Source organism: Streptomyces sp. B6B3 (assembly GCF_039871525.1).
Classification (GTDB): Bacteria; Actinomycetota; Actinomycetes; order Streptomycetales; family Streptomycetaceae; genus Streptomyces.
Window position 1 is genome coordinate 119830 of sequence record NZ_JBDPLU010000002.1, and the last position, 15830, is coordinate 135659.

General features: G+C 70.7%; 14 protein-coding genes and 1 pseudogene. 10 read left to right on the forward strand and 5 right to left on the reverse strand.

The window, feature by feature from the left end:
* Positions 1-139 precede the first annotated feature (139 nt).
* From ABGB06_RS04785 to ABGB06_RS04795, 3 genes and pseudogenes are all read right to left on the reverse strand, one after another.
* Positions 140-1130: pseudogene (locus ABGB06_RS04785) on the reverse strand (alginate lyase family protein); the annotation flags it as partial.
* Between the two features lie 144 nt (positions 1131-1274).
* A complete protein-coding gene (locus ABGB06_RS04790; RefSeq protein WP_347585597.1) occupies positions 1275-3155 on the reverse strand; it encodes a coagulation factor 5/8 type domain-containing protein in 1881 nt (626 codons plus the stop codon).
* 300 nt (positions 3156-3455) lie between these two features.
* Positions 3456-4199, reverse strand: coding sequence for an NAD(P)H-binding protein (locus ABGB06_RS04795; protein WP_347585599.1), 744 nt, complete (start codon positions 4197-4199; stop codon positions 3456-3458).
* Between the two features lie 82 nt (positions 4200-4281).
* On the opposite strand from ABGB06_RS04795, the gene ABGB06_RS04800 reads away from it, so the two are divergent.
* The 8 genes from ABGB06_RS04800 (at position 4282) to ABGB06_RS04835 (ending at position 10925) form a co-directional block, all read left to right on the forward strand.
* Complete coding sequence (locus tag ABGB06_RS04800; protein ID WP_347585601.1) at positions 4282-4755, forward strand: Rrf2 family transcriptional regulator; 474 nt, start codon at positions 4282-4284, stop codon at positions 4753-4755.
* A gap of 551 nt (positions 4756-5306) precedes the next feature.
* Entirely contained in the window at positions 5307-5729 is a 423-nt protein-coding gene (locus ABGB06_RS04805; RefSeq protein WP_347586543.1) for an Hsp20/alpha crystallin family protein, read from the forward strand.
* 127 nt (positions 5730-5856) lie between these two features.
* Positions 5857-6267, forward strand: a complete 411-nt coding sequence (locus tag ABGB06_RS04810; protein ID WP_347585603.1) for a DUF2267 domain-containing protein — start codon at positions 5857-5859, stop codon at positions 6265-6267.
* A gap of 207 nt (positions 6268-6474) precedes the next feature.
* Positions 6475-7374 (forward strand): S1 family peptidase, encoded by a 900-nt coding sequence (locus ABGB06_RS04815; protein WP_347586544.1) that lies wholly within the window; start codon positions 6475-6477, stop codon positions 7372-7374.
* A 348-nt stretch (positions 7375-7722) separates the two neighbouring features.
* Positions 7723-8625 (forward strand): TauD/TfdA family dioxygenase, encoded by a 903-nt coding sequence (locus tag ABGB06_RS04820; RefSeq protein WP_347585605.1) that lies wholly within the window; start codon positions 7723-7725, stop codon positions 8623-8625.
* Positions 8622-9638, forward strand: coding sequence for a hypothetical protein (locus ABGB06_RS04825; protein WP_347585607.1), 1017 nt, complete (start codon positions 8622-8624; stop codon positions 9636-9638). Before ABGB06_RS04820 ends, ABGB06_RS04825 begins: the two co-directional genes overlap by 4 nt.
* The gene (locus ABGB06_RS04830; protein WP_347585609.1) at positions 9638-10453 is read left to right on the forward strand and encodes a hypothetical protein; all 816 of its coding nucleotides are present in this window, start codon (positions 9638-9640) and stop codon (positions 10451-10453) included. The genes ABGB06_RS04825 and ABGB06_RS04830 overlap by 1 nt, the downstream gene beginning before the upstream one ends.
* 19 nt (positions 10454-10472) lie before the next feature.
* Entirely contained in the window at positions 10473-10925 is a 453-nt protein-coding gene (locus ABGB06_RS04835; RefSeq protein WP_347585611.1) for an NUDIX hydrolase, read from the forward strand.
* Between the two features lie 46 nt (positions 10926-10971).
* Here the strand turns inward: ABGB06_RS04835 and ABGB06_RS04840 are convergent, their stop codons facing one another.
* Complete coding sequence (locus ABGB06_RS04840) at positions 10972-11397, reverse strand: NUDIX domain-containing protein (RefSeq protein WP_347585613.1); 426 nt, start codon at positions 11395-11397, stop codon at positions 10972-10974.
* Between the two features lie 363 nt (positions 11398-11760).
* Here ABGB06_RS04840 and ABGB06_RS04845 point away from each other — a divergent pair, with 363 nt between their 5' ends.
* Both ABGB06_RS04845 and ABGB06_RS04850 read left to right on the forward strand, forming a co-directional pair.
* Positions 11761-13008, forward strand: a complete 1248-nt coding sequence (locus tag ABGB06_RS04845) for a hypothetical protein (RefSeq protein ID WP_347585615.1) — start codon at positions 11761-11763, stop codon at positions 13006-13008.
* Positions 13005-13508 (forward strand): hypothetical protein, encoded by a 504-nt coding sequence (locus ABGB06_RS04850; protein WP_347585617.1) that lies wholly within the window; start codon positions 13005-13007, stop codon positions 13506-13508. Before ABGB06_RS04845 ends, ABGB06_RS04850 begins: the two co-directional genes overlap by 4 nt.
* A 16-nt stretch (positions 13509-13524) precedes the next feature.
* Here ABGB06_RS04850 and ABGB06_RS04855 read toward each other — a convergent pair whose 3' ends face one another.
* Entirely contained in the window at positions 13525-15744 is a 2220-nt protein-coding gene (locus ABGB06_RS04855; RefSeq protein WP_347585619.1) for a tetratricopeptide repeat protein, read from the reverse strand.
* Positions 15745-15830: the final 86 nt, after the last annotated feature.

The following is a 15830-nucleotide window of genomic DNA, read 5'->3' on the forward strand; positions in this document are numbered from 1 at the left end:
TCTCGCGCCATCTAATTAGTCAGACTGAGCAGCTTGAGGACGGAAGATCTGCTCCTGACACGCGGAACGGGCCGGTCCGCGCGGGGCGGACGGCCCGTTCGGGTCCGGTGGTGGGTCGGCGGATCGGTGGATCGGCGGGTCAGTACGGGTTCTCCGCGTGGGTGAGCGTCTCCCAGGCCACGAAGAGGTTGTTCGTGCCGGCCGGGCGCTGCTGTTCGGTGAGCGCCTGGGTGTTGGTCATCGCGTAGCCCATGCGGCTGTTCAGCGCGTTGAACCCGACCTCGGTGATCGGGCCGAGGCCGAGCTCCACGGAGCCGCCGCACAGCCAGGAGGGCACCGCGTTGCCCCGCTGGTAGCCGGAGTGGAAGCCCAGCGCGTGGCGCAGCCGGTCGGCGATCTGCGGATAGAGGTCGTCGCCCTGGATGCGGGTGGTCTCGGCGAAGTGCGGGATGGCCGAGATGCCGTAGCCGGTGTGCGTGAAGTCGCGGCAGGTCTCCTGGGCGAGGCCGTTCACGAACGTGGTCTGGCCGTGCCAGTAGCCGATGATCTCGGACGCGCTGTCCAGGCCGCTGCCGGGCACCGTGCGGGGCAGCGCGCCGTCCGAGGTGACGTAGAGGAACGCCGGCACCCGGTCCAGGAAGCGGTCGACGGCCGTGTCGTAGGCGGCGCGGTCCTCCAGGAAGGCGGCGATGCCCAGGGCCGCCTCCATCATGGTCAGCTCCCAGTTGCCGTTGCTGTGCGAGCCGCCGATGACCTCGGGGAGGTAGACGTCGCGCAGCATCGTGCCGAACCGGCCGGCGTTCGGCCAGTCGCCGTACTCGTAGCGGATGATCTCGGCGGCGCGGGGCCAGACCGAGCCGGCCCAGCCGGTCTGCAGTGGGGCGTTGCTGTTGGTGTGGTCCCTGATCACCGCGGACCAGGCGTCCATGAGCTCGATGGCCTTGCGGGCGTACCGGTCGTCCTCGGTGATGTACCAGGCCAGCGCGTTGGTGTAGGCCGCGATGGCGTCCTCGCGCTCGTCGGTGCGGCCGTGGTTGGGGGTTGGAGTAGGAGCCGCACTCGACGACCTCGCGCGGGCTCGGGGCGCGCGAGGGCGAGGCGTAGTCCGAGGCCGTCAGCTGGTCGAACGCCTCGGTGAGGCGTCAAGGCCGGCGCCGAGTTCCGGAACCGGCTTCTCCCGGGCGCCCGCCCGGACACGCGTCCGGACACGCGCCGGCACCCGGGGGGCGAGCCGCGCCGCTCCCCGGGTGCCGGTTGCCCTCTACCCCCGGCCCCTAGGGGTAGTTGGCCACGTACTGCACCTGGGTCGCCGTGTTGGCGGTGCCGCCCGTGTTGTTGATGACGGTGTTGATGGTGCCGACGCCGCCGAGCGAGACGGTCACGATGCCGCTGAACCGGACGCCCGGCGCGTTCGGCACCTCGAAGCCGCGGCTGGCGGTGACGGACGGGTTGACGTTGAAGAAGCAGTAGGCGCCGACGCCCCACGCCTGGTGGTCCGTCACGTTGTCGGCCACCTTGTACGGCGCCCAACCCAGCGCGCCGCCGCCGCTGGAGCCCCACGCCTCCTGGGTCGGCGGGTCGTAGGGGATCTCGTTCTGGAAGAAGTAGACCCGGCCGCGTTCGCCGTTCCAGATGACGTTGTGCTCCTGGTAGTGCTCGACCATCAGGCCGTAGATGGTGACGTCGTCGCCGCTGACGATCACGCCGTTGGCGCCGGTGTTGACCGACCAGCCGACGGTGCCGGCGTTGCCGTGGTCGGCGCGCCAGACCCACAGGTGGTCGCAGATGACGTGGTTGCTGTTGATGGTCAGGCTGACGTCGGCGCGGCCGAGGTGGGAGCCGCCGACCCGGAAGAACACGTCGTGCAGCGAGGTCGGGTTGTCGGCGTGGCCGGCCGAGGAGCCCTCGGGGCCGAGCTCGACCAGGGTCGGCGAGTTCTGCTCGCCGGCGTCGACGAGCAGGCCGGCCAGCTTCACCCCGTCCACGTCGGCGACGGTGATCGCCGGCTGTCCGGTGTCCGGCACCAGGGTCGCCAGGCCGAGGCCAAGCAGCACGGTGTCGGGGTTGGTGACCTCGATCGCGCCGTCCAGGTGGTGCACGCCGGGCGTGAAGATCAGGTGCAAGCCGTCGGCGAGCGCCTGGTTGATGGTCGCCACGGAGGTGCCGGGCTGGACGATGGTGAACTCGCTCAGCGAGATCGACGTGCCCGGCGCGTTGCCGCCGGCCCAGCTGGTGCCGGTCGAGTTCTGCCGCAGCGCCGGCACGAAGACGCTGTACGCGCCGGAGCCGTCGACGTACAGGAACGGCTTCTCGCGCACCACCGGCGTGCTGCCGACGACCGTGTGGGACGGGTTCGGGAAGCTCTGCGGCGGCGCGCCCGCCGTGCCGACGAACACCATGTTCCACACCGAGCCGCTCCAGTTGCCCAGCTCGCTGTTGCGGGTCAGCCACTGCTGCTGCGAGCCGGACTCGACGAACTCGTCGACCTTCACGTCGGCCATCAGGCCGCCGCTGGCCCAGCCGTCGTAGCCGTTCCACAGCTGCACGCCGATGCCGGACAGGTGCATCCGGCGGTACGGCGCGGCCTGCGAGACGGCCCAGCGCTCGATCTCGCCGGCGGGCACGGTGACGTGGAAGTTCTCGACGCCGCGCCAGAAGTTCTGGGTGGCGTTGCCGAGGTTGTTCGGATCGTCGCCCTGCTGCAGCCAGTCCGCCTCGACCCGCGCGTGGCCGTTGACGTTGACGTCGTCGGGCGACAGGCCGAGCCCGGCCACCTGCGTGTAGAAGCGCAGGTTGATGTCCAGGTCGTAGCTGCCCGGTTTGAGCAGGATCGCGTACCGCTCGGTGCCGAACTGGTTCGTGTGCATCTCGTTGGAGATGGCGTCCAGCCGGCTCTGGATCTCCGAGGACGGCGTCGAGGGGGCGTAGACGAGGACGTTGGGGCCGAAGTCCGGGTTCATCGGGTCGGCCGGGGCCGCGGCGGCGGGCGCCGCGGCCGCGCCGTCGGAGCCCAGGGTCTCGTACGCGCGCGCCGCGGTCGCCGCGGTGACCGGAACGGTGGCGGCGGCGCCGGCGACCAGCAGCGAACGGCGGCGCAGGGACGGTGAACGAAGGCGGTGCGTGGCGGGTTCCTCGGGGCCCGGGGCGGGAGTCATGGGCATCTCCTGTCCTGTGTGGGGGGTGTGACGGCGGGAACGCGGGCGGTCCTGACGCGTGCCGCGGGGAGGCGCGGGCACGACCGGAACGGGCGGGTGCGGCGCGGCTCCACGTACGTCCGGGTCGGCGGGACCGGGCTGAGAGAGCGCTCTCTCAGCCGTCGCGCCGAGTCTCTTGCCGGGGGTGCGGGGTGTCAAGGGACCCGGTGGTCCGGAACCGTGCCGGAACTCCCGGGACGGCCACGGCCCTTCCGCGGTGCGGAAGGGCCGTGTGCTCCCGGGCCGGTGGACCAGCGCTCGCTACCGCTGCTGGGCGAGCCACGCGTCGAACGAGGTGGGCGCGATCCGCGCGCCCTCGCCCGGCAGCAGCACGTCGCCGGCCATCTCCGGGCCGAGGAGCGTCGACCACGTCGGCACCAGCCGCACCGTCCGGCCGCGCGCCTGATGGGTGCGCCGGGCCATGTCCACCAGGTCCTGCGGATCCGGACCCGCCACGTCGACGTACCGTCCGCGCGGCTCGCCGACCACCACCTCGGCGAGCACCTCGGCCACGTCCGCGGGCGCGATCGGCTGCACCAGCAGCGGCGCGATCGTGGCGGCCCCGTCCCGCTCCGCCCAGCCCGCGACCATCTCGGCGAAGTCGTGGAACTGGGTGGCCGGCACGATCGTCCAGGGCACGGGCCCGGCGGCCACCAGGCGCTCCTGCTCCCGCTTGCCGGCGTAGTGCGCGTTGCCCTCCACCCGGTCGAGCCCGACGATCGACAGCAGCACGTGGTGCCGGACCCCGGCCCGCTCCTCGGCGGCGAGCAGCCGCCGGGTGGTGGCGCCGAAGTACGCCACCGTCTCCTTCCGGCCGGTCGCCGGACCGTTGGTGACGTCGACGACCGCAGCCACACCGACCAGCGCCTCGTCGAGCCCCTCCCCGCTGGTCAGGTCGACGCCGAGGGAGCGGCTGATCCGCGTCACGTCGTGCCCGTCCCGCTCCAGGGCGGCGACGGTGAGGGACCCGATGTTCCCGGTGGCGCCGGCGACCGCGATCCGCATGTTGCTCTCCATCCTCCTGGTACCCGACGGGAACTTATCATGGACTAAATGACTCCACAATATCTTCGATAGACTCGGGATCGTGAAGCTGCCTGTGAGCACCGAATGGGTCCTGCACTGCGCCACGACGCTGGCGCAGCTGGAACCGGGTGCCAGCGCGTCGGCGACGCAGCTCGCGCAGTACTACGACCTGCCGGCGGCGTACCTCGTCAAGCAGCTGAAGCTGCTGGTCAAGGCGGGCGTGCTGACCGCGAACACGGGCCCGCGCGGCGGCTTCCGACTCGCCGAACCGGCCGCCGGGATCACCCTGCTGCGGATCGTGGAGGCCGTGGACGGCGAGTCCTCCCCGTACGAGTGCCGCGAGATCCGGCAGCAGGGCCGCGGCGCGCTGCCCCCCGAGGACTGCCGGCGGACCTGCGTGCTCGCCGAGAAGATGGCCGACGCACACGAGGCGTGGCGCCGCAGCCTCGCCGGAGTCACCCTCGCCGACATCCTCGCCACGCTGCCCCCCACGGCCCCGGCCCGCACCAGGACCCGCCTCACCGGCTCGGGGTGACCCGCCGCCACGCCTGCCCCGGTCGCCCGCGGGCGGGGGCCCGCTGGGCCCACAGCGGGCGCGGTGGCCTGCGGCCGGCGCGGGCCGGCGGCCCTGGCAACCCGGCGCGGCCGCGCGATGAAACCCCGCGGCCGGCGCGGGCGGTCCGGCGCGGGCGGTCCGGCGCGGGGCCGTCTCGCCTCGTAGCGGCACAGACCCATCCGGACGGATGTCTGATCGAGGGCCCGTCGAGAGAGCGCTCTCCCTTCCCTTCCCCTTCCCGCCGGTTCCTCGATCCCTCTCCATGCGCCCTCCGGGCGGCACAGCGCTCGCCGCCCAGCACCCTTGGGCCCCGCACACGCCGCCGTCAGCACTGGTCAGCGACCACGGCGCGGAGCGCCGCCGGGCGCCCGCCAACACGCCGACGGCCACCCCTCACCCCCTCCCCTGCACCCCCTCCGACCTGCGACGCTCCCCACCTTGAGTCTCGACTTGTCAACTTTCCTGTCCCTGATGTATATAAGAGACAGTCAGCGAGCATCGCCGCCAGTCAGTGGAAGGAGATGACCGTGATGCTCATGCGCACCGATCCGTTCCGGGAGCTCGACCGAGTCGCCGAGCAGCTCTTCGGCACCGCGACCCGCCCCGTCGGAATGCCGATGGACGCGTACCGGGTGGAGGGGGACGTCGTCGTCCACTTCGACCTCCCCGGTATCGATCCGGAGACCATCGACCTCGACGTCGAGCGGAACGTGCTGACGGTGAAGGCCGAGCGCGCCTGGCCCGCCCCCGAGGGCGCCCAGAGCATCGTCGCCGAGCGCCCGACCGGCCGTTTCAGCCGTCAGCTCTTCCTGGGTGAGACACTGGACACCGAGCGCATCGACGCCTCGTACGACGCTGGGGTGCTGACCCTCCGCATCCCCGTGGCCGAGCAGGCCAAGTCGCGCAAGATCCAGATCACCGGTGGGCGGTCCGCAAAGCAGCTGACCCGCTGACCGCCCTCCGACACGCCCCACGAGACCCCGGCCGGGCCGGCCGGGGTCTCGTGGGGCCAGGCCCTGTCCGGCAGCGCGGCCGGTCATCGAGCACCAGGAACCCAGAGAGAGGAGATGAACGCGTTCCATGCGCTGGAGCGACTTCATCGACCAGGTACGGCAGTCAGGGATGTACGACACGCGGGACGAGGCCGAGCGGGTGACCCGCGCGGTGCTGGCCGCAGTGGGCGGCCAGTTGGCCGAGCCGGAGCGCCGCCGGCTGGCGACCGCGCTGCCGACCGAGGCCGGCCCGCTGCTGAGCGAGCGGCCGGCGACTCGGCCGGCGGCGACGCGCCCGGCGACCGCGGCCGAGTTCGTGGCCGACGTGGCGGCACGCACCGAGGGCGCCACCGCGGCCACCGCCCGGTGGGACGTCGGCTCGGTGCTGACCGTGCTGGCCACGTCCGCGCCGGACGACCTGGTCACCCGGCTCGTCGACGCCCTCCCCGAGGGCTTCGCGCTGCTCTTCGGCCGCGCCCAACTCACCACGGCAGCCTGATCCCCCGCCCCGGGGGGGGGGGGGGGGTGGGGAGCCCCCACCGCGCTGTCGTCAGAATTGTCAGGCGCATGACTATCCCCTGGTTGTGGGAATGCCTCTCCACACGCGCGCTACGCGTGTCATGCGCGCGTGTCATCTGCCTGTCGGCCAGCGTCCGTTGGCCCGACCCCATCGGGAGGAACCGTGACCAGCCAACGTCCCCACCGCATCAGACCCGGGTCCCGCTGGGCCCGCGCCGGGGGCGCGATCGCGTCCCTGCTCGCCGTCGCGATCGCCCTGGCGCTGCCCGCGGGAGCCGCCGCCGACGACCAACCGGCGCGGACCTTCAGCGCGGCCCAACTCGCCGACGCCGCCGACGCGGTGCTCGACGCCGACGTCCCCGGCACCGCATGGGCGGTGGACCACGAGACCGGCGCCCTCCGCGTCTGGGCCGACGACACCGTCTCCGACCGCGAACTCGCCCGGATCGAGCGGCACGCGGGCGCCCTCTCCGACGCGCTCGCCGTCGAACGCACGACCGGCACGCTGCGGCCGCTGCTCCAGGCCGGCGAGGCGATCTACGCCTCCGGCTCCCGCTGCTCGGCGGGACTCAACGCGCGCTCCGGCTCCGCCTACTACCTCGTCACCGCGGGCCACTGCGCCCAGGTCGGCACCACGTGGTACACCAACTCCTCGGGCACCACGGCGTTCGGCACGACGGCGGGCAGCAGCTTCCCGAACAACGACTACGGCATCATTCGTTACACCAACTCCGCCATCCCGCATCCGGGTTCGGTGAAATGCGGGGGCCAGAGCATTCCCATCACCAGCATCGGCACGCCCACGGTGGGCCAGTCGGTGATGTTCTCCGGCTCCACCTCCGGCTGCCACGGCGGCACCGTGACCGGCCTGAACGCCACCGTCAACTACGGCGGCGGCGCCATCGTCTACGGCCTGATCCAGACCAACATCTGCACCGAGCCCGGCGACAGCGGCGGCCTGCTCTTCGCCGGCAACACCGGCTACGGCATCCTCTCGGGCGGCAGCGGCAACTGCTCCTCCGGCGGCACCAGCTTCTTCCAACCCCTCCCCGAGATCCTCTCCGCCTACGGCCTCTCCGTCGGCTGACCCGACGCCTCCACGACACCCCCGGGCGGCGACCCGCCCGGGACATCGTGCGCGGCGCGTCCCGGAAACCGGGACGCGCCGCGCACGATCCCGTTCCGCGGAAGGTGTCGCTTTCCCCCTCACGATCCCTGAGAGCGAATGGAGAAAACATGCTCCGGGACGTGGCCGGCCGCGCGGTGCCGTGCGGGATCGTGAGCCGTGAATACCTTGGCGGCAGGCCACACAGCGACGACATGTCGACCTCGTCGCCTTTTCGGACCGTACCGGTGACCAGCCGTGCCAGTGGGCACCGGAATGCGCTAGCGTGATCGTCAGCGAACGAACACCGCGTGTGGACGGGGAGTACGCGTGGCAAGCGAGTTCCTTCATGGGGCGGATGAGGTGTCCACACCCACCCACGCCGAACTACCGCAGGATCCGACGTTGATCGCGCGCGCTGATGATCAGACCACGAAATCATCAGCATCGTCGCCGATGTCCGAAGGGCCGCCGCAGATGGAGATCACCGATTTACAGGGAACGCCGTTAGGAAAGAGCGAGGTCGTGTCCAGGCTCGACGCGGATGGCGTCATTCTTCTGTCGGAGACAGGTCCGGCTGATTTCGTTCGGGAGCTTGGTCATCTTTTCAGCAGCTTTCGCCACCCTCATGCTGGACCTGACGGCTGGACCGTCATCCGCACCCGAGATCATGCCATTCAGGACCCGGCCTTGAGGGGTTTCACCTCATCGGCGCTCGAACCACACACCGACCGGAGCTTCCTCAGCCATCCTCCGGCGTTTCTCTGCTTCCTCCTGGAGAGTGACTCCCGGACGGGCGGTGACGCCCTGCTCGTGGACAGCGCACCCGTCTACCGTGACTACAGCGACGAGATGCTGGCGGAGCTGCAGACGCAACTGTGGCTCAGAGATCGTTCGGGAGTCGGAAGACAGCCGCTGGTCTCAGTGGCCGAAGGTCTGTGCATCAACCGGTTTCGGAACGATCGCGTCGGCTCTCCCAGGCCTCTCTCGCCCGCCGGCCGGACTCTTCTGTCGGAACTGGTCCGAGCCATCAACGCGCCGCACCGGATCCCCCTGCGCCGAGGTGAGGGGTATCTTCTGCACAACCACCGTGTCCTGCACGGACGGTCAGCCTACTCCGGAAATCGCCAAGGTGTGCGCCTCCTCGCATTCCTGGCTCCCCAGGCACCACGTTCCTGGCTGAACAGGGGTTTCCGGCTCCGCGACGAAAGCCGCCCAGGAGACGACTCATGAGCGTGCCGCCTCCCTACTCGAGCCGAGAAGAAGTCGAAAGCGCTCTGGCCGCCCTACCTCCCACCTCGGTCTCTTCCTTTCTGGAGGACATCCGCAGGGTGATCGAACGCACCACGGACCCGGAAGCGACCTTTCGACTGATATGCGAGGACACCTCGAAGCCCGCGTCCGTGCGATTCGCAGCCCTGTACGCGGTGCTGCTGCGGCTGCGCAGAGAGGAACGGCTGACGGAGTACGGACAGTTTCTTCGCCAGCACGAGCGGGAGTTCGGCGGTGAGCCGTACTTCCATACCTTTCGCGCTGTCGTGCTGCGGCTGGAGGGCGAGCTTGCCAGCCTGCTTCAGGCGATTGATCACACCCGCGAGGCCGCGCGGCTGCTCACCGATGTTCCGGGCGTGCAGCACCAACTCGCCGAGTTCATCGCGGAGTACCTGGAGAGACGTGAGGGCCCGCCACTCCCCGGCTACCTGGACGAGGGCGAGTCCCTCGTGGACCGGGCCATCACCCTCGCTCATGGACGCGTCGCCCACTACTTCGAGACCAAGGCTCGTCTCTTGTGTCTGCGAGGCGATTTCACCACGGCTCGCAGCCTGGTACGTCGGGCGATCGAACTCGAAAGGAGGGGCGGACAGGACTATCTGCGACGCATCTCCCAGTACCAGACCACGAGGGTGAAGATCGACGTCTACGCGCAGCGGGCGGACTGGTTGAAGTCCCGCGACGACTTCCGCAGGGAGATGCGCGAGTTTCGCACACAGCAACTGGAACTGCTGGGGCTCCTGGCAGGCGTCGTCGCCTTCGTGGCCAGCACCGCGAACATCGCGAGCCAGGCAACCGGCGCCACCGGGGTGCGTCTCATCTGCGCGATGGCGGGCACGCTGATCATAGTCTTCGGAGCCTTCTCCACGATCATGGGAGGCCGGGACTGGCGCCGCGCGCTCCTGGCGACAGGCGTTGGACTCCTGCTTCTGTCCATCGGTCTCCTCGCTCCGACCTGGCTGGTGCGCCCCTGATGAGGGTCATCGGCCAGGTGACATCACCGGGTGGGCAGCGGCTCAACGAGGATCGGCTCGGCTACGCGGGCCGGCTGGCATGGGTGATCGACGGGGCAACAGACCTGGAGAAGGACGTCCGGCTGCCGGCCGCCTCGGACGTGCAGTGGCTGGTGGACAGGCTCGGCGAGCGCCTCACGGAACTGGGCTCCCACACGGGCAAGGAAGACGTCGAGGGCATTCTGCGCCTCCTGTGGGAACGCACGAGAGACGACATCGTGGCTCTCGGATTCCCGGAAGGAAGAATCCATCCGACCTGTTCGGTCGGCCTGCTGCTCCTGGGGGACGACCGTTGGGAGTTGGCCCGCATCGGAGATCCCACGTGTCTCGCCTTCGGCTCACGAACCGTGGAACTGTCGACCGACTTCTTCGGACGCCGCGAGGAACAGGCTGTCAGAGAGGGGAGAGACGGCGGCCCCGACCGTCGGGAGAACCGTCGCGGGATCATCGAGCGTAGACAACAGTACATTGAGGGACGCCTGGGCGAGTCGGTGTTCTCCGGGCATCCGGACGCGCGCCTCGTCATCCAGTCCGCCAAGGGCAGCACGCGTGAGGAGAGACATTTTCTTCTCTGTACCGACGGATTTGCGCGCGCCGTCGTCGACTATGGCCTCTACGCTGGCTGGAGTGATCTGAAACGCGATTCACTGCGCCGGGGACTTCCTTCGGTCGTCGAGTCACTGCGCCAACACGAGGGGAGCGCTTCCGACGTTACCGGCGTGTCGAAACACTTCAAGCGATCCGATGACGCCACGGCCCTACTGATCGAGACGTGACCCACAACCGGAGCCGGCCATGAACCCCGAACAGCGTCCGTACCTGGTGGAAAGAAGCCCCGGATACTTCGAGTACCAGCTTCCCGTTTCCGTCAAACTGGTGATCGATCTGGCGGGCAGGATCCCGCTCCTGATGAACGAGCGAGACGAGTGGGAACTCCCAGGAGGCAAGCTGGAGGTCGGCGAGACGCCCGAGTCCACGGCCGTGCGTGAGGCCCAGGAGGAGCTGGACCTCGAGCCGGAACGGCTGGACGAACCCACCATCATCGACAGTTGGGTTTATGAGATCTTTCCCCAGCGACACGTCTTCGTGGTGAGCTACGGCTCGGAGTATCGCGGCCTCAGGGATCCACGGCTGTCTCATGAGCACAAGAAGCTCGGCGTCTTCGAATACCAGGAGATCAACACGCTCAAGATGCCCAGCCACTACAAGGACACCATCGCCCGATGGAAGAGGCACCTGTCGCGCTGACCCCGATCCGAGTGGGTCGCCGGCCCAGGAGGCCGGTGCGGCGCAGTCAGCGGGCGGCGGATTCCGCCAGCCTGATGGCTTCGACGTAGAAGCGTGGCATGCTTACGCCGTCGTCCAACGCGTCGAGTGCGAATCTCCGGAAGCTGGCCGCGCCCGACTCTCCCTCGGTCTCGAAATCCCCCGTGCTGTCCAGCATCTCGCACAGATAAGAGATGACAAGCACGCCGTTCTCCTCGTCGGCCGATCCGGGAATCGTATGCCGATACGCATGTACGGGTGCGATCGGCCGGACGACCATGCCCATTTCTTCCTTCAGTTCTCGTTCGACGGTCTCCACCGGCTGCTCACCCGGATCCAGCTTTCCCCCCGGAAGTTCCCACTCCTGGCGCTCGTTCCTCCGCAGCCAGACCTCCCCCTCCTCGAAGACGATTCCTTTCACGGAGACAGGGAGTTTCATGGTGTTCCAGGTCATGGGACGACAGATTACCTGGCCTCAGTGCTGTGCCGACGCGTTCGCGGCATGTCGCTCCGCCGGGGCATTTCGTCCCCGCCGTACGGCCTTGTCCGAGGTCCTGGTCGACGCCGTGACGGCGTCGGGTCGACCGCGCCCCGACACGACTGCCGTCGACAACATCCGATCACGATCGCTCGACTGAGATCCGATCGAGACAGCCACACCCGCGCCGTGTGACCAGGACTGCAAGTTTCTTGCAAGGCTTCTGTCCGGCGCCCCGGGCATGCCCTTCTTGCGGCCGGTCAGCGCGCCCGCCACCGGCGGACGCACGGCCGCGTCCCGGATCAGGGGGGTTCGGGGAAAGCGTGTGGGAGATCAATCATGTCTGCTGTCGTCGGCCTGTCCGGGCCGACCCATCTGGAGCGCGAGCAGTGGCTCACCGTTCGCGGCTGTAAGAAGGTTCTCGCCGTCGTGTCGACGCTGACGTACGTGCAGCGGCTGCTCGACGTGTTCCCGTTACTCGCGTCCGACCTGCGGATCGAGGTGTCGTTCACCGTCGCCCCGCACCCGTTCGGCGAGGGGGTCGTCCGCTTCCTGGAAGGAATGGGCTGCCCGTTGCTGCCCTGGGACGACGCCGTACGCACCGAGTTCGACCTGGCCCTGGCCGCCGGCCACGAGGGCATCGACCAGATACGTGCCCCGCTGATCCTGCTGTCGCACGGCGCGGGCACCAACAAGCTGCGCCGCGTCCGGCCCGGCGGTCCGGCGCAGCGCGAACGACTGCCGGGAAGGCTGAGCCGGGACAACCTCGTGCGGGACGGGCGGGTCGTTCCGGCGGTCCTGGGACTGGCCCACCGGGACGAGCTGGCGACGCTCGCGCGCGGCTGCCCGGAGGCGCTGGAGGTCGCCCGGGTCATCGGCGATCCGGCCCACGACCGGCTGGCGGAAAGCCTGCGCCTGCGCGAGAAGTACCGGGCGGCGCTCGGTCTCCGGCCGGAACAGAAGCTGGTGCTGACGACGTGCACCTGGGGTCAGACCGGCACGTTCGGCCGTCTGGACACGCTGTTGCCGAGGCTGCTCGGCGAGCTTCCCGCGGACCGGTTCCGGACGATCGTGACGACCCACCCCAACATCTCGGCCGGGCACGGCTGGTGGCAGATCGACGCCTGGCTGGCCGAGTACCGCAGGCGGGGCATCGCGGTGATGCCGCCGGACCAGGACTGGCGGGCGCCGCTGGCCGCCGCCGACTTCGTGATCGGCGACCACGGCTCGGTCACCGCGTACGCGACGGTGACGTCGGCGCCGGTCCTGCTGGCCGCGTACCCGCACGCCGACGTGCACGTCGCCTCGCCGGCCGCCGCGTTGGCGGGCATCGCGCCGGCGCTGGTGCCGACGACTCCGCTGGACGAGCAACTGCGCTACGCGGCCGAGGTCTACCGGCGGCCCGAGCACGCGGCGGTCGCCGCGCGGATCACCTCCGAGCCCGGCCGGTTCAACGAGCGCATGCGCCGGCTCATCTACCGGCAGCTCGGCATCGGGGAACCCGCCTACCGACCGGTCACGGAGCCCGCTCCGCTCCCCGCGTCCCTGGACGCCTGGACGCGCGACACGAGGGAGGGCGCGGCATGACCGTGACACGTGACAGGTCGGCGTGCGCCCGCGTAGCGCTGTGGCGGCCGACGCGACGGGAGCCGGCCGCGCTCGACGTCCACCTCCGGGTGGAGATCGACGGATCCGGCCGGTCCTCGGGCTGCGCCGAACGGGCCGACGTGCTCTGCCTCCGGGCGCCGGAGCGGGCGATCGCGCCGGCGGCCGCGGCCGTGGACCGGCTGCTTCACCGGTTCCCGGGGTGCCTCGTCGCCCTGGTCCCGGCGAGCCCGGGTGGCTGCGTCGTCGGGGCCCGGGACGGCGCCCGGATGGCGGCGGTTCCGGACACCCGGACCCAGCGCCGCATGACCGCGCGGGAACGTGCCAGCCTGGCGTCGTTCCTGCACGGACAACTCGTGGTGGGCCGAAGCTGGAGGCCGCGGCCCGGCCGGGCCGCGGCCCGCCTGGTGCTGGTCGAACGGACGGCCCGCGGGCCCCTGGCGCTACGCCTGCTGCCGCTGGCCGACGCGCTGGCGGAGTGACGCTCGCGGACAGGGCTCAGGCGCCTGCGGGACCCAGCTCCCGCAGGCGCCGTTCCACACGCTCGGCGTCCACCGGGCTGCCCGCGAAACGCGCCAACGCCTCCCCGTAGTGCTCCCGCGCCCTCGTCTGGTCCTCGGCCGCGGCGAGTTGGCCCAGCATCTCCAGCGCCCTGCCGCGCCAGAACCCGGAGCCGGTGTCGTCGAACTCGGCGAGGCTCGCCCGCAACTCGCCGATCCCGTCAGCCCGCCTGCCGCTGTTGGCCAGGGCGAAGCCGAGCAACGCACGCGCGCGGGCCGCGTCGTAGGCGTCCTGTACGGCGACCAGTCCCGCCCGGGCCAGCGAGAGGTGTTCCACCGCCTCCCCGTGGCGCTCCTGTTCGAAGGCCATCTCGCCCAGGCGGAGGCGGGAGAGCGCCACCTGACGTCGGTCACCCACCGCCTCGCGCAACGCCAGCGCCCTCCGGTAGTACTCCTCCGCCGCCGCCAGCCGCCCCACGGCCCGGCTACAGGTGCCCAGGCCGCTGAGCGCCTGGGCCTCGTCCCGTGGATCGTCGGCCTCACGGGCGAGCACCAGCGCGCGCTCGTACCACTCCCGCGCCTCCTCGTGCTGGCCCGCCCTCACCAGCCCCTTGGCGCCCGAGGTGAGCATCCGCATCTCCGCGCCACGCTCGCCCGCCCCGCGCGCGGCGGCGAGACCGAGGCGGTGGGCCTCGATCCAGGATTCGTAGCCGCGCAGCCGCGCGAAAGCCGGCCACATCGCGTCGGTCAACTGCCAGACCGCGGCCGGCCAGCCAGCCTCGGCGGCGGCGCGCAGCACGGACATCAGCGTCTCGTGGTGCGTGCGGGACCAGGCCAGCGCACCTCGTTCGTCCGTGAACGGCACTGGCGCGGCGGGCGGAAACTCAAGGTCGATCGGCAGACTGCGGTGGGCGGGTGCCAACAGCCTGTCCGCCGCACTCGCCCTGGCCAGGCACCAGTCCACCAGGCGGCGCGCCGTTGCGTGTCGGGTCGCCTCCGTATCGTCCCGCGCTCCGCGCTGTGCGGCATGTGCCCGGACCAGGTCGTGGAAGCGGTACCGCTCCCCGGGCGTCTCCTCCAACAGGTTCGCCTCGGCCAGCGCCTCCAGTAGTCGCTCCGCGTCCGCCTCCTCCAGGTCGCAGGCCGCGGCTGCCAGGTCCACGTCGAAGTCCGGGACCGGCAGCAGCCCCAGTCGCCGATAGGTCCGCGCCTGCTCCGGGGTCAGCGCCCCGTAGGACTCGTCCAGAACCGTCTGCACCGTTGGTGTCCCCTCCGCGCGTAGTGCGCCGATCGGTCCCGTGCCCCGGGTGAGGGCGGCCGCGAGGGCCGCGATGGGTTGTTCGGGTCGGGAGGCGAGGCGCGCGGCGGCCAGGCAGACCGCCAGCGGCAGGAAGGCGCACAGCGTGACGATCTCCAGGGCCGCCGACCGGTCGCGGTCCACGCGCTGGCGGCCCACGCTGCGCGCGAGCAGTTCCATGGCCGTGCCGTCGTCGAGCAGGCCGAGTTGGTGGAACACGGCGCCGTCGGTGACCAGGCCGGAGAGCCGGTGCCGGCTGGTGACCACGACCAGTGCGTCGGGCGCGCTCGGCAGCAGGGTCCGCACGTGGGCGGCGGTCGACGCGTTGTCCAGCATCAGCGCGAACCGCAGGCCTGCGGTGGTGGACCGCCACAGCGCGGTCTGCTCGGGAAGCGTGGCGGGGATCTCCTGCTCCCCGAGCGAGCGGAGCAGGTGCCCGAGCACCTCCCCGGCGCTCGGCGACTCGCTGGGGGCGAAGCCGCGCAGGTCAGCGTAGAGCTGGCCATCGGGGAAATCGGCCTGCCTGTCACGTAAGTAACGCGAGGTCAGCGTCGTCTTCCCGACCCCACCCGGCCCGGAGACCACGATGATCTGGGGAACGCCGGTGTCCCGCGCATCCCGCAACGCGTCGAGGGCCCGCAGATCCTCCTGCCGCCCGGTGAACGTGGCCGGAACCGGCAGCAGTTGCCGGGGCACTGGCCGGCTCGGGGGCGGCGGGCTGGTCGGCGCCTGGTGAAAGTGCACGCCGCCCGCGATGTCCCGCGCCTGCACGCTGGGCCCCAGCACCTGGGCGGATTCCCCGATCAGATTCGTGTGCTGCCCCTCTTCCCCCATCACCAACCGGCGCAGCTCCCTGCCGAAGACGGGGTCCTCCGCTGCCCTCCGCGTGAGCGAACGTGCCAGTTCCTGAACGTCCTCCATCGCAGCGCCGCCCCTCTCGACCCGTTGCCATGCCTCGGCCACGGCAGAATCCGTGGCAACGATGGACAACACGAGCGCGGACAACG